This window comes from Bordetella genomosp. 13, from assembly GCF_002119665.1.
In the GTDB taxonomy this organism is placed as follows: Bacteria; Pseudomonadota; Gammaproteobacteria; order Burkholderiales; family Burkholderiaceae_B; genus Bordetella.
The window spans coordinates 5,053,283-5,072,011 of record NZ_CP021111.1 but is presented as its reverse complement, the minus strand read 5'-3'; the positions used below and the strand labels follow the sequence as shown (position 1 = coordinate 5,072,011).

At 67.0% G+C, this 18,729-nt stretch carries 18 protein-coding genes; 5 read left to right on the top strand and 13 right to left on the bottom strand.

Translation table 11 applies throughout. The features are described from left to right. Positions 1-6 precede the first annotated feature (6 nt). The gene (locus CAL15_RS22890) at positions 7-567 is read right to left on the bottom strand and encodes a cob(I)yrinic acid a,c-diamide adenosyltransferase (protein WP_086080605.1); all 561 of its coding nucleotides are present in this window, start codon (positions 565-567) and stop codon (positions 7-9) included. A 197-nt stretch (positions 568-764) separates the two neighbouring features. Between CAL15_RS22890 and CAL15_RS22885 the strand changes: the two genes are divergently transcribed. Then, entirely contained in the window at positions 765-1,022 is a 258-nt protein-coding gene (locus CAL15_RS22885; RefSeq protein ID WP_086080604.1) for a copper-binding protein, read from the top strand. 48 nt (positions 1,023-1,070) lie between these two features. On the opposite strand, the gene hslU is transcribed toward CAL15_RS22885, so the two are convergent. The 5 genes from hslU to CAL15_RS22860 form a co-directional block, all read right to left on the bottom strand. Beyond that, a complete protein-coding gene (gene hslU, locus CAL15_RS22880; RefSeq protein WP_086080603.1) occupies positions 1,071-2,405 on the bottom strand; it encodes an ATP-dependent protease ATPase subunit HslU in 1,335 nt (444 codons plus the stop codon). A gap of 60 nt (positions 2,406-2,465) precedes the next feature. Further along, positions 2,466-3,005 carry an ATP-dependent protease subunit HslV gene (gene hslV / locus CAL15_RS22875; RefSeq protein ID WP_086080602.1) on the bottom strand — a complete coding sequence of 180 codons (540 nt, stop codon included), beginning with the start codon at positions 3,003-3,005 and terminating at the stop codon, positions 2,466-2,468. A gap of 195 nt (positions 3,006-3,200) precedes the next feature. Next, a complete protein-coding gene (gene dksA / locus CAL15_RS22870) occupies positions 3,201-3,665 on the bottom strand; it encodes an RNA polymerase-binding protein DksA (RefSeq protein WP_086080601.1) in 465 nt (154 codons plus the stop codon). A 147-nt stretch (positions 3,666-3,812) separates the two neighbouring features. Next, complete coding sequence (locus tag CAL15_RS22865) at positions 3,813-4,892, bottom strand: CobW family GTP-binding protein (RefSeq protein ID WP_086080600.1); 1,080 nt, start codon at positions 4,890-4,892, stop codon at positions 3,813-3,815. A 315-nt stretch (positions 4,893-5,207) separates the two neighbouring features. After that, the gene (locus CAL15_RS22860) at positions 5,208-5,711 is read right to left on the bottom strand and encodes a Fur family transcriptional regulator (protein ID WP_086080599.1); all 504 of its coding nucleotides are present in this window, start codon (positions 5,709-5,711) and stop codon (positions 5,208-5,210) included. Between the two features lie 294 nt (positions 5,712-6,005). On the opposite strand from CAL15_RS22860, the gene CAL15_RS22855 reads away from it, so the two are divergent. The 3 genes from CAL15_RS22855 to CAL15_RS22845 all read left to right on the top strand — a co-directional run bounded on the left by CAL15_RS22855 (position 6,006) and on the right by CAL15_RS22845 (position 9,989). After that, the gene (locus tag CAL15_RS22855) at positions 6,006-6,632 is read left to right on the top strand and encodes a DUF1007 family protein (RefSeq protein ID WP_086081255.1); all 627 of its coding nucleotides are present in this window, start codon (positions 6,006-6,008) and stop codon (positions 6,630-6,632) included. After that, positions 6,629-7,693 carry a nickel/cobalt transporter gene (locus CAL15_RS22850; RefSeq protein ID WP_232468061.1) on the top strand — a complete coding sequence of 355 codons (1,065 nt, stop codon included), beginning with the start codon at positions 6,629-6,631 and terminating at the stop codon, positions 7,691-7,693. The genes CAL15_RS22855 and CAL15_RS22850 overlap by 4 nt, the downstream gene beginning before the upstream one ends. A 181-nt stretch (positions 7,694-7,874) precedes the next feature. Beyond that, entirely contained in the window at positions 7,875-9,989 is a 2,115-nt protein-coding gene (locus tag CAL15_RS22845) for a TonB-dependent receptor domain-containing protein (RefSeq protein WP_086080597.1), read from the top strand. A gap of 12 nt (positions 9,990-10,001) precedes the next feature. Here CAL15_RS22845 and xerC read toward each other — a convergent pair whose 3' ends face one another. The 5 genes from xerC to CAL15_RS22820 are packed head-to-tail and all read right to left on the bottom strand — an operon-like array spanning position 10,002 to position 14,436. Next, the gene (gene xerC / locus CAL15_RS22840; RefSeq protein ID WP_086080596.1) at positions 10,002-10,967 is read right to left on the bottom strand and encodes a tyrosine recombinase XerC; all 966 of its coding nucleotides are present in this window, start codon (positions 10,965-10,967) and stop codon (positions 10,002-10,004) included. A gap of 28 nt (positions 10,968-10,995) precedes the next feature. Continuing rightward, positions 10,996-11,673 (bottom strand): DUF484 family protein, encoded by a 678-nt coding sequence (locus CAL15_RS22835; RefSeq protein WP_086080595.1) that lies wholly within the window; start codon positions 11,671-11,673, stop codon positions 10,996-10,998. Positions 11,674-11,687: 14 nt separating this feature from the next. Continuing rightward, positions 11,688-12,599, bottom strand: coding sequence for a diaminopimelate epimerase (dapF, locus tag CAL15_RS22830; protein ID WP_086080594.1), 912 nt, complete (start codon positions 12,597-12,599; stop codon positions 11,688-11,690). 29 nt (positions 12,600-12,628) lie between these two features. Further along, entirely contained in the window at positions 12,629-13,516 is an 888-nt protein-coding gene (locus CAL15_RS22825; protein ID WP_086081254.1) for a lysophospholipid acyltransferase family protein, read from the bottom strand. A 14-nt stretch (positions 13,517-13,530) separates the two neighbouring features. Next, positions 13,531-14,436 carry a lysophospholipid acyltransferase family protein gene (locus CAL15_RS22820; RefSeq protein ID WP_086080593.1) on the bottom strand — a complete coding sequence of 302 codons (906 nt, stop codon included), beginning with the start codon at positions 14,434-14,436 and terminating at the stop codon, positions 13,531-13,533. A gap of 303 nt (positions 14,437-14,739) precedes the next feature. Between CAL15_RS22820 and metK the strand changes: the two genes are divergently transcribed. Beyond that, positions 14,740-15,903, top strand: a complete 1,164-nt coding sequence (gene metK, locus CAL15_RS22815; RefSeq protein ID WP_086080592.1) for a methionine adenosyltransferase — start codon at positions 14,740-14,742, stop codon at positions 15,901-15,903. A 66-nt stretch (positions 15,904-15,969) separates the two neighbouring features. Here the strand turns inward: metK and CAL15_RS22810 are convergent, their stop codons facing one another. After that, positions 15,970-17,532 carry a transporter substrate-binding domain-containing protein gene (locus tag CAL15_RS22810; RefSeq protein WP_157666719.1) on the bottom strand — a complete coding sequence of 521 codons (1,563 nt, stop codon included), beginning with the start codon at positions 17,530-17,532 and terminating at the stop codon, positions 15,970-15,972. A gap of 88 nt (positions 17,533-17,620) precedes the next feature. Further along, positions 17,621-18,544, bottom strand: coding sequence for a LysR family transcriptional regulator (locus CAL15_RS22805; protein WP_086080590.1), 924 nt, complete (start codon positions 18,542-18,544; stop codon positions 17,621-17,623). Between the last annotated feature and the right edge of the window lie 185 nt (positions 18,545-18,729).

Sequence of the window (18,729 nt, the reverse complement as noted above, 5' to 3'; positions counted from 1 at the left end):
CCCGGTTCAGTCGGTCCGGCGCGCGTGCGGGCTGCTCCAGTGAATGTCCGTACGGCCGTCGGCGCGGTTCAGGTAGCGCGCCAGCACGAACAGCAGGTCGGACAGGCGGTTCAGGTATTGCCGGGCGGTGACCTGCACGGATTCGCGGCGCGCCAGGGCGACCAGCGAGCGCTCGGCGCGGCGAGCAGCGGTGCGCGCCACGTGCGCCAGCGCCGCCGCGCGGCTGCCGCCGGGCAGTATGAACTCGCGCAGCGGAGCGAGCGTGGCGTTGTAGTGGGCAAGCCGCGCATCCAGACGTGCCACCTGCGCATCGGCGAGTGTCGCGTAGCCCGGGATGCTGAGTTCGGCGCCGAGGTCGAACAGGTCGTGCTGGATCGCCAGCAGGTCGGCCGCCACCTCGCCGGGCAGCGGCTCGGCGCACAGCAGGCCCAGCACGCTGTTCAACTCGTCCACGTCGCCCAGGGCGACGATGCGCGGCGCGTCTTTGTCGGTGCGCGAGCCGTCGCCCAGTCCGGTGGTGCCGTCGTCGCCGGTGCGGGTGGCGATCACGGACAGTCGATTTGCCATGGAAAGAGCCTCTTCGTGGGGTGGGGCTATCCTAGCACCGGCGCGGGATGCGGCTTGCGCGGGCATGGCTTGCGCCGCGCCAGGACGCCGAGCGCCCGCATCGGACCTCGGCGCCAGCTTGCGTTATGCTGGACCTTGGACATGCATGGGAGGTACGCGTGGGATTTTTCTTTCGACGGCATGCCGCGACCGCGGCGATGATCCTGGCCGCGGTGGCCGTGCCGGCCGCCTATGGCCAGCAGGCCAGCGCCAGCGGCGAGGTGCGGCGCGTGGACGCGGCGGCGGGCAAGGTCACGTTGAAGCACGGGGCGATCTCGGCCCTGGAACTGCCGGCAATGACGCTCGTGTATCAGGCCGATCCGAAACTGTTGGCCGACATCAAGCCCGGCGACAAGGTGAGCTTTACCGCCGAGCGCAAGGACGGCAAGTACACCGTCACCCAGATCTCGAAATAACCGGGCGCCGGCACGCCGCCCGAAAGCGGCGTGCGCGGCGGCCATGCGCTACAGCACGTAGCGCGCGAGATCCTGGCTGCCTGCCGTCTCGGCCAGCTGTTCGTCCACGTACGCCGCATCGATCTTCACCGTGCGCGCGCCGTGCGCACTGGCGTCGAACGACAGGTCTTCCAGCAGCTTCTCCATCACCGTGTACAGGCGCCGCGCGCCGATGTTCTCGGTGCGCTCGTTGACCGAGAACGCCAGCTCGGCCAGGCGCGCGATGCCGTCGTCGGTGAACTCGAGTGTCACGTCTTCCGTGGCCAGCAGCGCGGAGTACTGCTTGATAAGCGAAGCATCGGTGTCCGACAGGATGCTGATGAAGTCCTTGGCCGTCAGCGAATCCAGTTCGACGCGGATGGGGAAGCGGCCCTGCAGCTCGGGGATCAGGTCGGACGGGCGCGCCAGGTGGAACGCGCCTGACGCAATGAACAGGATGTGGTCGGTGCGCACCATGCCGTAGCGCGTGTTTACCGTGGTGCCCTCGACCAGCGGCAGCAGGTCGCGCTGCACGCCCTGGCGCGACACGTCGGCGCCGCCGGTCTCCTGGCGCGCCGCGATCTTGTCGATCTCGTCCAGGAACACGATGCCGTTCTGCTCGACATTGGCCACCGCCGTGGCGCGCAGGTCGTCCTCGTTGACGCGCTTGGCGGCTTCTTCCTCGACGATGAGCTTGAAGGCTTCCTTCACCTTCATTTTCTTGGGCTTCTTCTTGTCGCGCTGCAGTCCGGCGAACATGCCGCGCAGCTGCTCGGCCATCTCTTCCATGCCGGGCGGCGTCATCACGTCCATCTGCGGCATGGGCTGTGCGACTTCGATCTCGATTTCAAGGTCGTCGATCTTGCCTTCGCGCAGGCGCTTGCGGAACGTCTGGCGGGCTGTGCCGTCCTCGCCGCGTTCGGGATCGCCGGTGGCGGTGCGCGCCGGCGGCACCAGCGCGTCCAGGATGCGGTCTTCGGCGGCGTCTTCCGCATGGCTGCGCACGCGGCGCATTTCGAGTTCGCGCGTCTGCTTGATGGAGAACTCGGTAAGGTCGCGGATGATGGTGTCCACGTCGCGGCCCACATAGCCCACTTCGGTGAACTTGGTGGCCTCGATCTTGATGAAGGGCGCGTTGGCCAGCTTGGCCAGGCGGCGCGCGATCTCGGTCTTGCCCACGCCGGTGGGCCCGATCATCAGGATGTTCTTGGGGTGGATTTCGTGGCGCAGCGGCTCGGGCACCTGCTGGCGGCGCCAGCGGTTGCGCAGCGCCACCGCCACCGCGCGCTTGGCGCGGTTCTGGCCGATGATGTACTTGTCGAGCTCGGAGACGATTTCCCCGGGTGTCATGGTGGATGCGGACATGAGAAATTCCAGAGTGGCGGGCAGGGCGCACGAATGCCGCGCGCCGCGGGAGGCCGGGGCTTATTCGCCCAGCACTTCGATCACGTGGTTCTGGTTGGTGTAGATGCACAGGTCGCCCGCGATCTCGAGCGACTGCTTGACGATGTCTTCGGGCGGCAGTTCGGTGTTGCGCAGCAAGGCCAGGGCGGCGGACTGCGCATAGGCGCCGCCGGACCCGATGGCCGCCAGGCCATGCTCGGGCTCGAGCACGTCGCCGTTGCCGGTAAGCACCAGCGTATGTTCGGCGTCTGCCACGATCAGCATGGCTTCCAGGCGGCGCAGTACGCGGTCGGTGCGCCAGTCGCGCGTTAGTTCGACGGCGGCGCGCATCAGGTGGCCCTGGTGCTTTTCGAGCTTGGCCTCGAAACGCTCTTGCAGCGTGAATGCGTCGGCCGTGGCGCCGGCGAAGCCCGCCAGGATCTTGTCGTGGTACAGGCGGCGGATTTTGCGCGCCGTGCCCTTGATGACGATGTTGCCCAGCGTGACCTGTCCGTCGCCGCCCAGCGCGACGCGATTGCCGCGGCGGACGCAGACGATGGTGGTAGCGTGAAATTGTTCCATGCGCTTTCCTTCATTTGAGGGAAGTACGTGGGGGCGGAGGGCGTGGATTTCAAGCCGGCCGGGCCTGTGAAGGCGGGCGGCGCCGCGATTCATGCTACGAGGAAACGCCGCTGCGCGCCACCGCGCGGAAAGCAAAAAGGCCATGCCGATGTCGGCATGGCCTGCATGAAGGCTGCGGCAGCGCGTACGGTCGGATCAGTCGCCGTACAGCTTCTGGCGCATTTCACGGCGTTCCTGGGCTTCCAGCGACAGGGTGGCCGTGGGGCGGGCCAGCAGACGCGGAATGCCGATGGGCTCGCCGGTTTCTTCGCACCAGCCGTATTCGCCGCTGTCGATTCGGGCGATGGCCTGCTGCACCTTCTTCAGCAGCTTGCGCTCGCGGTCGCGCGTGCGCAGTTCGAGCGCGTGTTCTTCTTCGATGGTGGCGCGGTCGGCCGGGTCGGGGACGAACTGCGTCTCGCGCAGGTGCTCGGTGGTTTCGCCGGCGTTGGCCAGGATGTCCTGCTCGAGTTGCTTGAGCCGCTCTTTGAAGAACGCCAGCTGGCGGTCGTTCATGTAGTCGGCCTCGGTCATGGCCAGCAATTCTTCTTCGCTGGGCAGATCAATCGCCGTCTCGTTCGCCGACTTGCTTGATTTCTTGGTTGCTGCCTTGGTAGCCATGAAAACACTCCACTATTGATCGATCCGAGCTCGGGGCGGATGCCGCATCCGGCTGGCCGTTAAACCTGTAGTCGCGGCGCTAAGAGTTTCCTCGCACTACGTTCTTCTACTTGCGTTGCGGCGTGCGCAGCGCCCGCTTGGACGGTTTCACCCGACCAGGCATTGCTCCAGGCCCCGGGTGAAGATTTCCTGAGGCAGTTTGCGTCCGATGAAGACCATCTTGGTAGATGGCTTTTCGGCTGAGGTCCAGGGCTTGCCGGGCTCGGCGCCCATCATCATGTGTACGCCCTGGAACAGCATGCGGCGGTTGATGCCCTTCATGTACAGGATGCCCTTGTACCGCATCAGGTCGGGTCCGTACACCTGCACCACGCCGCCCAGGAATTCCTCGAGCCGTGCCGGATCGAAGGGCTTGTTCGAGCGGAACACGAAAGCGCCGATCTCGTCGTTGTGCTGGTGATGATGGTGTTGCGGGTGACCGCAGTCATCGCCGCAGGCGTGATCGTGGTCATGGTCGTGATCATGATCGTGCGCGGCGTCGGGATGCTCGCCCGCCAGGAAGTCGGGGTCGATGTCCAGGATCGAGTTCAGGTTGAAGCCGCTGATGTCGATGAGCGACTTGAGATCGGCCTCGCCGAAATGAACCGGCGTGATGGGCGCGCGCGGATTGATGCGCACCAGGCGGGCGCGCAGCGCCTCGTAGTCGACTTCGTTGACCAGGTCTTTCTTGGACACCAGGATGCGATCTGCGAACCCGACCTGCTTCTGCGCCTCGGGCTGGGCGTCCAGCGTGGCCATGCCGTGCTTGGCGTCGACGACCGTGACCACCGCGTCGAGGCGGTAGTACTCGGCGATGTCGTCGTCCATGAAGAAGGTCTGGCACACCGGGCCGGGGTTGGCCATGCCGGTGGTCTCGATGATGACGCGTTCGAAGCTCAGCTGGCCCGCCTCGCGCTTGGCGCGCAGATCGGAGAGCGTGCGCATGAGGTCGCCACGCACGGTGCAGCACACGCAACCGTTGGACAGTTCGATGATCTCCTCATCGCTGTCTTGCACCAGCAGGTCGTTGTCGATGCTTTCGGGCCCGAACTCGTTCTCGATCACCGCGATGCGGCGGCCGTGATATTCGGTGAGGATGCGTTTGAGCAGGGTCGTCTTGCCGGCTCCGAGAAAGCCGGTGAGGATGGTGACGGGAACCATTTTGTCCACACTGCGCGGGGTATTCATGGCGAAGCTGCAAGCTAGTATCGGGCTGCGCACACACGGGGCGCGCGCACCGAGGGGTGGGGCGACGGCGTACCGACAATCGCCGACCGGACGCAGGATTACAGCACAGTCGCGGGCAGGGGGCAAACCCCGTAATGGCCTAGAGGCGTCGATCGGCGAATTGCGGTCAGTTCCTGCCGAAATTCAGGCTGGATGCCGGGAGAAAACAGCAAATGGGGGCGGACCCGTGAATTTCAAGTGAGCCGTTCGAAGCCCTTGCGCACGGTATCGGACCGATACATGCGGACCCCGTCCCGTGCACGAAAGCCGGCTGTCTCAGTGAGTGTGGCCGTGATGATCGTGGGAGGGAGGCGCCGATTTCTGGCACTGCGGGCACAGCGCGCGGATCTCGGTTTCGTGGGTGGCCAGCGCGAAGCCGGTCTGGGCCACGCGTTCGGCCAATTGCCGGCTCATGGCGGGATCGCTCAGTTCGGCCACCGCGCCGCAGCGCGTGCAGACGACCAGCAGGTCGTGCGGCGCGCCGGCCGCGTCATGACAGGCGCTCCACGCATTGACCGCGTCCAGCCGGTGGACCAGGCCTTCGTCCATGAGGAAGTCCAGCGCGCGATACACCGTGGGAGGCGCGGCGCCCGGATGCACCGCGCGCATCGCCTCGAGCAGTTCGTAGGCCTTCAGGCTGCGGCCATGGCGCAGCAGCAATTCCAGCACCTTGCGGCGGATAGGCGTGAGGCGCCGTCCCCGTTCGGCGCACAGGGATTCGGCCAGTTCGAGCTGTTGGCTGACGGTATCGGGCCGGGACGTGGCGATGGGGGCGGACATTGAGGATCGTGGCAAGGCGCGATGAAGGTAGCGGCGCGCGGGCCGGCCGCCGCCAAGCCGGAAAGTAGCAGAAATCTCCCTCCGGGGGAAAGCGATGAATTGTTATGATATAACATAGGGTTACGCGCTGCCGGCGCCGCCACCGCTCCACCGGGGCGGCTTCTCTGCTTCCTGCCTTCCGCCATGCCTGTGCGATTCTTTTCCTTGTTATTCCCAATCCTGCTTCGAACTGCCAGCGCGCGCTCGCTCGCGATGGGACGGCGCCGCCTGGCCGCCGTAATGGCGGGCGTCTGCATGCTGGCCGCAGCGGCGCCGCTTCAGGCGCATCCTCATGTCTGGATCGATGCGCGCGCCACGCTGGTGTTCGACACACAGGGCCGCCTCGCCGCGGTCGAACAGCAATGGCGGTTCGACGAGATGTTCGCCGCGTACGCTGCCCAAGGCATGCCGACAGGCCCCGACGGCAGCCTGACTCCCGAGACGATGCGCCGCATGGCGGACGACTGGATGGAGGCTCTTGGCGAGCCCATTTCGCATTACTTCACCACCGTCCAGGTGGATGGCAGGCGTCAGGCGTTCGGCAAGCCGCGCGACGCGCGCGTCACTCGCGATGCGAAGGGTTTGCTGACGCTGTCCTTCGTACTGCCGCTGGCCAAGCCCGCGGCGCCGGCCGCGCGCGGCGTGTCGATCGATGTGTACGACCCGACGTTCTTCGTGGCCTATGCCTTCGACGAGCCGGATGCGGTCACCCTTAAGGCGGCGCCGGCCGGCTGCAAGCCGTCCTACCGGCCGCCGAAGCCGCCGGATTGGCAGACCATGCAGCAGTTGGCCGCCATTCCGGCCGACGCGGAAGGCTTGCCCGAGGAACTGCTGGCCGTCACCAAAGGCCTCACGCATCGCATAGAGGTGGCATGTTCTTGAGTTGCATCAGGCACGCCGGCGCAGTGATCGCCTGGGCGGCCCTGGCTATCCTTGCCCTCCATCCCGTCATGGCCCAGGCCGCGCATCCCTTCGGCGTGCCCGAGGGCGGCGGAGCGGGTGCGAGCAGCGCCGGTTGGCTGTCCGGGTGGCTGGGCCAGGCCGCGATCTGGCAAAGCCATTTCTATCGTCAGCTGACCGGCGCGCTGCGCGCCTGGCAGGCCGAAGGCGGCGCCGGGTGGACGATGATCGGCCTGTCCTTCGCCTATGGCGTGTTCCATGCGTTGGGACCCGGCCATGGCAAGGCGGTGATCTCGGCCTATGTGCTTGCCAACCGCCAGACCGCGCGCAACGGGGCGGTGCTGGCGATGGTGTCGGCGCTGGTACAGGCGCTGGTCGCGATCGTGGCAGTGGCGGTGCTGGCGTGGCTGCTGAACGTGACGGCTGCGACGATGAACCGCGCCACGCACTGGCTGGAAACCGCGTCGTATGCGCTGATCGTCGCGCTCGGACTGTGGCTGGTGTGGCGCAAGGCGCTGCGTCCTGCGCTGCGCTCGTGGCGCGGGTCCCGAAGCGAAGCGCGAAGCGCGGCACATGCCGGCCATCGGCATGATGGACATGATCATGGCCAGCACGCGCATGATCCTCGCCACCATCACGATCATCATCACGACGATTGCGGCTGCGGGCATGCGCACGTACCCGATCCGCGCGACGTGCAGGGCCGGCCCGGGCTGCGCCGGTCGATCGCCGCCGTGCTCGCCGTCGGGCTGCGTCCGTGCAGCGGCGCGCTGATCGTGCTGGTGTTCGCCCTGTCGCAAGGATTCTTCGCGGCCGGCATGGCTTCGGCATTGGCCATGGGCCTGGGCACGGGCCTGACCGTGGCCGTCCTGGTGGGATTGGCGGTGGTCGCACGCGAGGGCGCCACACGCCTGGGTGCGGCCATGTCCGCCGCATGGGCTGCGCGCCTGCGGTATGCCATCGAAGCCGCCGCCGCTATCGCCGTGCTTGCCTTGGGCGCTCTGCTGTTGGGTGGGCAATTGGTCGGGGCAGCAGCCAGCTGACGCATCGCCCCAAAGGCGGATGTCGCAGCGGGGCCCGGGGGGGCGACCGTTCTGATGAATCCGCGCGCCCCGGACTGTCTTTATTGCGTCTGTTTTTCGTCTCAGCGGCTTGCGGCAGTTTCGCTATGTTATATCATTGCCGTCGCGTAATGAAACAACATAACAGAAAGAGGAATCCCACATGCACCGCAGTCCTTCCAGCCTCGGCTTGGCACTGGCCGTGGCGCTGGCGCCGTTGGCCGATGCCGGCGCCCAGGCCGTCAGCCCCGCCGCACCGGTCGGCGTCGCTGCCCCTGCCGGTCCAGATGCCACGCCCGTCACCACGCTCGCGCCCGTGCCCGTCTCGGCCAATCCGCTGGGGCTGGATGCCGACAGCATGGTCCTGCCCGCGCTGGTGCTGGATGCCGACGAACTGATGTTGCGTCGGCAGGGCACGCTGGGCGCCACGCTGGACGGCTTGCCGGGGGTTCATGCCGACACGTTCGGCTCGGGCGCCGTGCGTCCCGTCGTGCGTGGCCAGACCGCGCCGCGCGTGAAGGTCTTGTCCGATGGCTCCGAGGTAATGGATGCGTCCAGCATTTCGCCCGACCATGCCGTGACGGTCGAGCCGCTGCTGTCAGAGCGCATCGAGGTGCTGCGCGGCCCGGCGACGCTGCTGTATGGCGGCGGCGCCATTGGCGGCGTGGTGAACGTGGTGGACCGCAAGATTCCCACCGAAGTGCCGGCCAAGGGCGTGGACGCCGAGGTCGAGGTGCGCGGCGCCACGGGCACCAAAGAGCGCACGGGCGCGGCGGGCATCACCGCCGGCAGCGGCGACTTCGCCGTGCGCGTCGAAGGCCTCAAGCGGCGCAGCAGCGACTATCGCGTTCCCGATTGGGATGAAAGCAAGCTGGCGGGTTCGTACAGCGAATCCTCGCAGGGCACGGTGGGGTTGTCGTGGATCCGGCCGCGCGGCTACGTGGGCGTGGCGTTTACCGCACTGAACAGCAAGTACGGCCTGCCCGGTCACAACCACGAATACGAAAGCTGCCATCCCCATGGCACGCACCTGCACTGCGGCGGGCATGACGATCACGACCATGGCGAAGAGGAAGAGGGGCACGACGAACACGGTCACGAAGACCACGATCACGACCACGCCGTCCCCTACGTCAAGCTGCGCAGTCAGCGCGTGGACCTGCGCGGCGAGTACCTCGAGCCGTTCGCGGGTTTCGAGAAAGTTCGCTTCCGCGGCGGCCTTACCGACTACCAGCACGACGAGATCGAAGGCGGCGAGGTCGGCACGCGCTTCAAGAATCGTGGCTACGACGCGCGCCTGGAACTGACCCACAAGCCCTGGATGGGACTGCATGGCGTCGTGGGCCTGCAGTCTTCCTACAGCGACTTCCGGGCCGAAGGCGAAGAGGCCTTCCTGCCGCGCAGCAAGACCCGAGGCACCGGCCTGTTCGTGCTCGAGGAATATCGCCTGGGCCAGTGGCGTTTCGAGGCCGGCGCGCGCCAGGACTGGCAGCGTGTCACCCCCGATGGCGACCTGCGCGAATCCGACAAGTCGGCCACGTCCTTGTCCGCGGCGGCCATCTGGGACTTCGCGCCGCAATACTCGCTGGCGCTGTCGGTGTCGCGCTCGCAGCGCCTGCCATCCGCACAGGAGCTGTACGCCGACGGCGTGCACCTGGCCACCAACACGTACGAACTGGGCGACCCCGACCTGGACAAGGAAACCTCGCGCAACATCGACCTCACGTTGCGCAAGCATGCGGGCGACACGACGTTCAGCATCAGTGCGTTCCACAACCGCGTCCGCAACTACATCTATGCGAACACGCTGGATCGCTACGAGGATTTCCGCCTGATCGAGTACACGCAGCATGACGCGGAATTCGTCGGCGTGGAAGGCGAGATCCGGCATCGCTTCACCAACGTGCTGTCGGCGGCGGTATTCGGCGACTACGTGCGCGGCAAGCTGACCGGCGGCGACGGCAACCTGCCGCGCATTCCCGCGGCCCGCCTGGGCGTGCGCGCCGATGCGCATTGGCAGCGCTGGTCCGGGGGCGTGGAGTACTACCACGTGTACCGCCAGGACGACATCGCGTCGTACGAGTCAAGCACGCCGGGCTACGACATGGTCAACGCCTCGCTGGCGTATCGCACGCGGCTGGGCGCGGTGGACTACGAGGTCTACCTGCGCGGCAACAACCTGCTGGACAAGCTGGCCTACAACCACGCGTCGTTCATCTCGCGCGCGGCGCCGCTGGCCGGCCGCAGCGTGCTGCTGGGTGTGCGCGCCACGTACTGACGCGCGGGCCGATCAGGACTTGCGGCCGGCGCGCGGGTGCGCCTGGTCGTAGGCCTTGGCCAGGTGCTGGAAATCCAGCCGGGTGTAGATCTGGGTGGTCGAGATGTTGGCGTGGCCCAGCATCTCCTGCACGGCGCGCAGGTCTTGCGCCGACTGCAGCACGTGGCTGGCGAAGCTGTGGCGCAGCACGTGCGGGTGCACGTGCGCGGGCAGGCCCGCCGCCTGCGCCAGCGCGGCCAGTCGGGCCTGCACCACGCGCGGGGCGATGCGCCGGCCGCGCGCGCCGACGAACAGCGCCGCGGCATCGTCGGGCGTGCCCGATGCGGCCAGTTGGCCGCGCACCTGCAGCCATTGACGCAACGCGGCCAGGGCCGCGCTGCCGACCGGCACCGAGCGGCGCTTGCCGCCCTTGCCCAGCACGGTCACCTCGGCGGCGTCGGCATCCAGCCAGCCGCGCGATTCATAGTCGGGCGTGCGCACGTACTGGTGATCCAAGCCCGTCAGTTCCGACAACCGCAGTCCGCTGGAATAGAACAGCTCGAACATGGCGGTGTCGCGGGCATGCGCGGGATCGCTGGACGGATGCGCGGCTGCGTGGTCGAGCAGGCCCTGAGCCTGTTCGACGGACAGGGCCTTGGGCAGGCCGCGCGGCGCCTTGGGGGCGCGCACACCGGCCGCGGGATTGCCGGGCATGCCGGCCGTCGGCGCCCACCACTGGTAAAAGCCGCGCCATGCCGCCAGCAGGCGCGCCAGGCTGCGCGGACCCAGGCCCTGGCCGTGCAGCCGTGCCACGAACTGCCGGATATGGCCGTTGGATAGACGGTCGGGGGGAAGGCCGGCCTGCCTGGCCATCTCGGCCAATCGGCGCAGGTCGCGCGCGTAGCCGTCCAGCGTATGGCCTGCATAGCGCCGGTTGGCCTGCAGATGCCGTAGCCAGGCCTGCATGGGATCGGGCAGGGCGTCGGGCGCGTCGTTCATGGCGGCTGCGGCGTGGCGCCGGGCGGTATCAGGCGGCGGCTGGTGCGGCCAGCCGGTTCAGCGCAGCCGAGGCCAGCCTGCCGATCGATTCGAGGAAGGCGGTGCCCATCTCGGGATCAAAGCGCGCGGGATCATCCGAACCCAGGACCAGCAGCCCGATGCTGGCGGCGTCGTCGGACGGGCGCAGCGCGATCAGCGCCAGCGAGCGCGGCCGGGCGTCCAGCCATGACGCGGCCTCGAACTCGGTGTCGTTGCCGCAATAAGGCGCCTTCAGGCTGTCGGCGAACGTGCGCACGTCTTCCGACGCCGGTTCGCCATAGCCGTGATCGGCTTGCAGTCCGGGCAGGTTCCACAGGCGCAGCGCCACGTGGTCGACGTTGAACTGCTCGGCCAGGCCCATCGCGATGACGCCGGGCAGCAGCTGCGCATCGGGCTCGGCCACCAGGCGCCGGCTCCATTGTGCGATCTGGCTTCCGATGGTCTCGTTGGTCGTGGCGTTGCGCACCATTTCGTTGATGCGCCATTCGAGCTCGCGCACGCGTTCTCGCAGCGTGAGTATCTGCCGTTCGCCCAACGAGATGGTCTGCGCGCCGTGCGGATGCGGCACGCGCAGCGTGGCGAACAGTTCGGCGTGCTGGTCGAAGAATTCGGGATGCTGGCGCAGGAACGCGGCGATGTCCTGCGCGGTCTGGGAAGGGGTCGTCATGGTTGCGGGGCGGATCAGCGGTTCAGGGCCAGGGAGAAGACCAGCTTGTCGATGTCGATCTTGCCGGTATAGACGGACTCGGCGGGACCGGTCATGCGCAGGTTGGCGCCGTCCCATGCGATGGTGAGCACGCCGCCGCGCGTCTGCACGCGCACCGGACTGGCCAGGAGGCCGCGCCGGATGCCGGCCGCCACCGCGGCGCATGCGCCGGTGCCGCAGGCGAGCGTCTCGCCGGCGCCGCGCTCGTAGACGCGCAGGCGGATGTTGTGCGGGTCGATGACCTGCATGAATCCCGCGTTGACCCGCTTGGCGAATCGCACGTGCGATTCGATCAGCGGTCCGGTGAGCCCGACGGGTGCGGTGTCGACGTCATCGACCACCTGCACCGCGTGCGGGTTGGAGATGGCGACCAGCGAGATCTCGACCTGGCGCGGCAGGCCCGCGGGCGCGTCGAGCTCCAGCTGCCACAGCGTGTCCTGGTGTTGCGTGCGCGAGGCCAGGCCGGTGGTGTCGAACGGCAGCGCATCGGGCTCGAAGCGGGTGAGGCCCATGTCGACGGTGACCTGCGAGTCGGCGCCTTCGTCGAGCACGATGACGCCGGTGGCGATCTCGGCGCGTAGCGGGTTGCGGTCGGACAGGCCCTGTTCATGGACGAAGCGCACGAAGCAGCGCGCGCCATTGCCGCAGTGCTCGACCTCGCCGCCGTCGGCGTTGAAGATGCGATAGCGGAAGTCGGCATCGGGGCGCGTGGCGGGCTCAACCAGCAGGATCTGGTCGGCGCCCACGCCGAAATGGCGGTCGGCCAGGGCGCGGGCGCGCTCGGGCGTCATGGTGATGGTTTGACGCACGCCGTCGAGCACGACGAAGTCGTTGCCCGCGCCATGCATCTTGGTGAAGTTCCAGATCATCGCAGGATTATCGCTCAATACATGCGGCGCGAATGGCGCCGGGCCGATCAGTACAGCTTGGCTTCGCCTTCGGGACGCGTCTTGAACCGCCGATGCACCCAATAGTATTGGGGCGGACATTGCCTTACCCAGGCCTCGATCTCGCGGTTCAGCCTGGCCGTGGCCGCTTCGGCGTTGTCGTCGCCAGGGAAGTCGGCCAGCGGAGGCAGCACGCGCACCTGGTACTTGCCGGTGGAGGGGTCCCAGAAATCGATGATGGGCACCACCGCGGCGTTCCACTTGCGCGCCAGCTGGGCCGTGGCCAGCAGCGTAGCGGCAGGCACGCCGAAGAAGGGCGCGAATACGGAGCCGGCACGGCCGAAGTCCATGTCGGGCAGGTAATAGACGGGCCGTCGCTCGCGCAGGTGGCGGATCAGCTCGCGCACGCCGTCCTTGCGATTGACCAGGTGCACCTCGTTGAAGCGGGCCCGGCCCTGCCGCACGATGGCGTCGATAGCCGGGTCGCTCTGCGGCGTGTACATGGTGGCGCCCGACGGCGAATCCATGGTCAGGCGCGTGGCCGCGGCGTCCAGCGATGTGAAGTGCGGCGCCAGCAGGATCACGGGACGGTGCTTCAGCAGTTCAGTTACCTGCTCGAAGCCTTCCAGCGACACGGTGTCGCGGATGGCCTCGGGGCTGCCGTACCACAGCAGGCCGCGGTCGACGATGGACTGGCACAGCGCGCGGAAGTGCTCGCGCAGCCAGCGTTCGCGCACCTCGGCCGGCTGTTCGGGAAAGCACAGTTCGAGATTGCGGCGCACGATGCCCGCGCGCCGCCCGGCCAGGCGCAGCGCGATTCTGGTGAGCACGGCGCCCGCGCGCTGGCGTCCTGCAGGGCTCATGCGGGCGAACCAGCGCAGCAGCGCGGTCAGCGCGCAAGTCTTCAGGGAATACATGGTGGTGGGAGCGGTCACTGGACGTCTGACGGCAACGATGCGGCCGGCGATTCGGAGGCCGGCGCTTCAGACGCCGTGCCGGTGGGGGCGGGCGGAGCTCCGCGGGGCGTCTTGTAGCGGTTGTAGCCCCACAGGTATTGATGGGGAAAACGCCGGATCAGCTGCTCCATGATGCTGTTCAACAGCGCGGCCTGCTCGACCGGGTCGTCGGGCAGCGGACCCGGCACGCGCATGTGGTGCACGCGCCAGCCGCGTCCGCCTGGCAGCCGCTCGCCGGCGGACAGGATGACGGCCACGCCGGTCTGCGAGGCCAGCTTGCCGGGCAGCGTCATGGTGTAGGCCATGCGCCCGAAGAAGGGCACCCACACGCCGTCGCCCACGCCCGGCGCCTGGTCGGGCAGCATGCCCACCGCCTCGCCACGCCGCAGCGTGCGCACGAAATCGCGCACGCCCTGCATGGTGGCGGGCACGGCCTTGATGCTGGAGGTGTTGCGGGCCGTCTCGAGCACGGGCGCCAGGATGGCCTTGCGCGGCGGCCGGAACATCACCGTCAGCGGCAGCAGTTGCGCGGTGTAGCGCGCGACGATGTCGAAACTGCCCAGGTGTGGCGTGAGGAACAGGACGCCGCGTCCTTCGGCCAGGGCCTCTTTGACGATGTGGTCGTCGCTGGAAGACACCTGCCGCATGCAGGCCTCGTGGCGGAACCACACGCGCGGCAGTTCGAACATCATGGCGCCGACCTCGCCCGCCGCGCGGCGCGCGAAGGCCGCGTCCGGATAGCCGGCCTGGGCCGCGTTGGCCCGCAGGCGCTGGCGATACTTGCCCGGCCAGGCATAGGCCAGCCGTCCTGCAAGGCGTCCAACGGCATGCAGGAGAGGCAAGGGCAGGGCGGCGATCAGGCGGACCAGGGAGAGCAGCATGCGGCGGGGGGCAACGGACGTAGAGGGCGATGCGCCATGCAGCCGACGTCAGCGCAAAGGGGCGGCACGAAAAGGCGTATCGACGGCGGCAGGCAAAGGCGGTATTTTCGCCTAAAATACCCGCGTCGCCGAGTTAACCGACAACTTGCGGAGCGACGGCAGGCAGCGCCACGGCGCCGCCTGCCAAATCCGCTAAAGCGTCGCGCCCAGATCGATGTCCTTACAGGTTGTGGTCCGGGGCGCAGCGCGCCCGTTCAACCTGTGTGCGTGCCGGTACGGTGCCGGCGCCATAAAGGACTACCTGTGGCCAACAACGATTTCCTCTTCACCTCCGAATCCGTCTCGGAAGGGCACCCCGACAAGGTCGCCGACCAGATCTCCGACGCCATCCTGGACGCCATCTTCACCCAGGACCCCAATGCGCGTGTGGCCGCTGAAACCCTGTGCAACACCGGTCTGGTGGTGCTGGCCGGCGAGATCACCACGACCGCCAACGTCGACTACATCCAGGTCGCGCGCGACACGATCCGCCGCATCGGCTACGACAACACCGACTACGGCATCGACTACAAGGGCTGCGCCGTGCTGGTCGCGTACGACAAGCAGTCGCCCGACATCGCGCAGGGTGTGGACCGCAGCTCCGAGGACTACCTGAACCAGGGCGCCGGCGACCAGGGCCTGATGTTCGGCTACGCCTGCGACGAAACGCCCGACCTGATGCCCGCTCCGATCTGGTATTCGCACCGCCTGGTGCAGCGCCAGAGCGAACTGCGCAAGGACGGCCGCCTGCCGTGGCTGCGCCCCGACGCCAAGTCGCAGGTCACTTTCCGCTACGTCGACGGCCGCCCGGTCGAGGTCGACACGGTGGTGCTGTCCACGCAGCACGCGCCCGAGATCACCCAAGAGACGATCCGCGAAGCCGTCATCGAAGACATCATCAGGCCGTGCTTCCCCGAAGGCCTGATCACGCCCAAGACCAAGTTCCTGGTGAACCCCACCGGCCGCTTCGTCATCGGCGGCCCGCAAGGCGACTGCGGCCTGACGGGTCGCAAGATCATCGTCGACACCTACGGCGGCGCGTGCCCGCACGGCGGCGGCGCTTTCTCGGGCAAGGACCCCTCCAAGGTAGACCGTTCGGCCGCCTACGCGGCGCGCTACGTGGCCAAGAACGTGGTGGCCGCCGGCCTGGCCCGCCAGTGCCAGGTGCAGGTCAGCTACGCCATCGGCGTGGCCGAGCCCATCAACATCACGGTGTACACCGAGGGCACCGGCGTGATCCCCGACGACCAGATCGCCAAGCTGGTGCGCGAGCACTTCGACCTGCGTCCCAAGGGCATCGTGAACATGCTCGATCTGCTGCGTCCCATCTACAGCAAGACCGCCGCCTACGGCCACTTCGGCCGCAGCGAGCCCGAGTTCTCGTGGGAAGCCACCGACAAGGTGCAGGCGCTCAAGCGCGCAGCCTGAGGCTCTTCATGCGAACTGCCCGCCGCGTTGCGGCGGGCGAAATAAGCGGACCTGCGGTCCGCTTTTTTATTGGTTCGATGGCAGGGGCGATTGCCCAGGGTTGACGTAACACTGGTTCCTGGCGTTGTCGAAATAGACAGTCCTGCCATTGGACTGCAGCGGGCATGCAAGGCCATGGAACTTCACGCCCGACGCCGACTTGGCGCGCGGCATCCAGCTTTGTCTTTTGCCCTTTGCTTCTATGTCAGCGGCCAGATTCACTTTCTTGCAGCCTGACCCTTCGCACCAGAATGCCCGGACCGGTTGGGCGCACAGGTTCTCGATCGAATACCAGTACATTCCGCGTACGGTCGAGTCTTCGCGAATATCCACGGCTTTCAGGCAGTTTTCCAGGCGCGGGACGATCTCTTTGTTGCGCGGGCCGTTTCCATTCTTCTGCGCGTTGCGACGCTCTGCCTCGATGACCACTTCGAACGCGTACTGGTAGGTGGCGCTGAGGCGATCCAGTTCCGACCCGGGAGGCAGACCGTGGCTCTCGGGGTATGCCTTCTTGAGCAGAGCCAGTCGTTGCGCCTGGCGCTTGTCCGCCAGTACGGTGTCCTGGGCCGGTGCGCGCTTTCCCGCTGCAGCCAGATAGCAGTCGATCAACGCGGTATCCGTGGCCATGGTCATTTCGACCGCGCGCATCTGGTAGCGCCGCATGTTCTCCCAGGCAGGATTGCCGTCTGTGTTCGAGGCACTTCGCCATCTATCCAACTGATCCTGTTTTGCCCGCGTGTAGACCTGTTTGACGGTGGACCAGTCCTGCACGGTCAGCCGGTCCAGATCGCTTTCCTGCAACGGCGTGGGCACGGAGTACCTGGGAATATTGAAGTGCTTCATGTCCGGCCGGTCGGGCGGTGGCGCGGGAAGCGTGTCCACCGAGATGATGGCGCCCGATACGTCCAGGGTCGAACCTGCGGGATGCCGGAACATATACCACCGGTGTATCGGCTCTTCTTCGATGGAGCCGTTGCCTGCGTTGTCGAATCTCTGTATGCGTCGTACCCGAGCGCAGACCGGCGAAGCGACGGCGCCTGCGCCGGGCTGCGCATACGCTCGAGCCTGGCGATCCTGCACACGTGCATCGGTCTTGCGAGGCTCGGCGGCCTCGGGCTTGAACGACAGCCCGGATGACGGAGACGGTCCGTTGGGAAAGTATTGCGCCTCCAGCTGCTTGTAAACGCCGCTTGCAACGACGGACTGAATCGCGGTGTCCACGTCCTTCAACAGTTGGCTGTCCGCCTTGCGGGCGCCTATTGCCACCGGCTTTCCGTCGACGACCGCATAGGGCTGACTGAAGGCCACTGACGCGCGCCTGTCCGGCGTCGGGCTCAAGGAGCTGATGACCAGGTCGATCTGCCCCGCTTGCAGGCGCGGAATCAGGGAATCGAACGGGACGTCGGTGATAGAGCACGTCTTCTGCAGACGCACGCACAGCGCCCGCGCGAGATCGACCTCGAATCCCTTGGCTTCGTTTCCGGCCTTGTACGCATAGGGCGCGAAATCGAGCGCCGAGCCAATCCGCAGCTCCTGGGCCTGACAAATGCCCATGACGAAGAGCGCGGCGAAACTGATGAGATATCGCACGAGAAAATCTCCGGCGCGCCGGCGGCTCCAGCGCATGAAACGAATTGTAATATGGCAGGGTTCCTTATCCGCGGCGCTGGCGGACGCGTTACCACACCATGGCGTTCCAAGCGCTCCTTTGCAGGTGATCCTTGAACCGCTGCGACAGGAAATCGACGAACGCGATCGTCTTGGCAGGCAGGTTCAGCCGCTCGGGATACAGCGCGTAGATGTCAGCGGGCGGGGTCGCCCAGTCGGGCAGCACCTCGCGCAACTGGCCGGTGCGCAGATGCGCGGCCGTCTCCCATTCCGAGCGCATCACGATGCCGTGGCCGGACAGCGCCCATTGCAGTGCGCTCTGGCCGTCGTTCGAACTGAGCGCGCTGCGCACTTTCACGGTCTCGCTGCGCTGGCCCGAGCGCAGGTGCCAGGTGCCGTAGGCCATGTTGTCCTCGCGCACCACGATGCAGCGGTGCCGCGCCAGATCGCCCGGCGTGCGCGGCTCGCCGTGGGCCTGCAGATAGCGCGGCGACGCGCACAGCAGCCGCCTGTTGGAGGCCAGCTTGCGGGCGGTCAGCCTGGCGTCGGGCATCTCTCCGAAGCGCACCCCCACGTCGAAGCGCTCGTCCAGCAGGTTGATGGGGCGGTCGGTCAGGTGCATCTGCACTTCGACCTCGGGGTATTGCCGCACGAAATCGGAAACGGCCGGCACGATATGCGTGCGCCCGAAGCCGAACGTGGCGTTGAGCCGCAGCAGGCCCTTGGGCTGGGCGCGCGTGCTTGCCACACTGCGTTCCAGCGCTTCGAGTTCGGCCAGGATGCGGCCGCTGCCAGCAAGATAGACCTCGCCCTCGTGCGTGACGCTGACCCGACGAGTGGTGCGATTCAGCAGGCGCACGCCCAGCCGCCGTTCCAGGTTGGCCAGGCGCGTGCTGACCGCCGGCGGCGTGATGCCCAGTTCCCGCGCGGCGGCGGACAGGTTGCCGTGGCGGACCAGCAAGGAGAAGAAGGCGAGATCGGATACCCCGTCCATATGCCGGATGCCTGAGGTGATTATTAAATTGGAGTGAATAAAACTTTATATCGCCGTTAATTATAAGAATGGAATGGGGATATAAACTGGGCTGGCATCAAACACAACCGCCGCGCAGATCGGCGGCCATCCAGAAAAAGGAGACAACGGCATGATTTCCAATCCCACATCTTTAACGTTTATGC

What these genes read in the sequence shown, in the direction of transcription:
- dksA (WP_086080601.1), bottom strand. Translation starts at nt 3,665, where the DNA reads ATGGCTACCAAGGCAGCAACCAAGAAATCAAGCAAGTCGGCGAACGAG.
- CAL15_RS22820 (WP_086080593.1), bottom strand. Translation starts at nt 14,436, where the DNA reads ATGCTGCTCTCCCTGGTCCGCCTGATCGCCGCCCTGCCCTTGCCTCTC.
- hslU (WP_086080603.1), bottom strand. Translation starts at nt 2,405, where the DNA reads ATGTCCGCATCCACCATGACACCCGGGGAAATCGTCTCCGAGCTCGAC.
- CAL15_RS22825 (WP_086081254.1), bottom strand. Translation starts at nt 13,516, where the DNA reads ATGTATTCCCTGAAGACTTGCGCGCTGACCGCGCTGCTGCGCTGGTTC.
- CAL15_RS22865 (WP_086080600.1), bottom strand. Translation starts at nt 4,892, where the DNA reads ATGAATACCCCGCGCAGTGTGGACAAAATGGTTCCCGTCACCATCCTC.
- CAL15_RS22890 (WP_086080605.1), bottom strand. Translation starts at nt 567, where the DNA reads ATGGCAAATCGACTGTCCGTGATCGCCACCCGCACCGGCGACGACGGC.
- CAL15_RS22835 (WP_086080595.1), bottom strand. Translation starts at nt 11,673, where the DNA reads ATGACGACCCCTTCCCAGACCGCGCAGGACATCGCCGCGTTCCTGCGC.
- CAL15_RS22855 (WP_086081255.1), top strand. Translation starts at nt 6,006, where the DNA reads ATGCTGGCCGCAGCGGCGCCGCTTCAGGCGCATCCTCATGTCTGGATC.
- CAL15_RS22845 (WP_086080597.1), top strand. Translation starts at nt 7,875, where the DNA reads ATGCACCGCAGTCCTTCCAGCCTCGGCTTGGCACTGGCCGTGGCGCTG.
- CAL15_RS22860 (WP_086080599.1), bottom strand. Translation starts at nt 5,711, where the DNA reads ATGTCCGCCCCCATCGCCACGTCCCGGCCCGATACCGTCAGCCAACAG.
- hslV (WP_086080602.1), bottom strand. Translation starts at nt 3,005, where the DNA reads ATGGAACAATTTCACGCTACCACCATCGTCTGCGTCCGCCGCGGCAAT.
- CAL15_RS22805 (WP_086080590.1), bottom strand. Translation starts at nt 18,544, where the DNA reads ATGGACGGGGTATCCGATCTCGCCTTCTTCTCCTTGCTGGTCCGCCAC.
- xerC (WP_086080596.1), bottom strand. Translation starts at nt 10,967, where the DNA reads ATGAACGACGCGCCCGACGCCCTGCCCGATCCCATGCAGGCCTGGCTA.
- CAL15_RS22885 (WP_086080604.1), top strand. Translation starts at nt 765, where the DNA reads ATGATCCTGGCCGCGGTGGCCGTGCCGGCCGCCTATGGCCAGCAGGCC.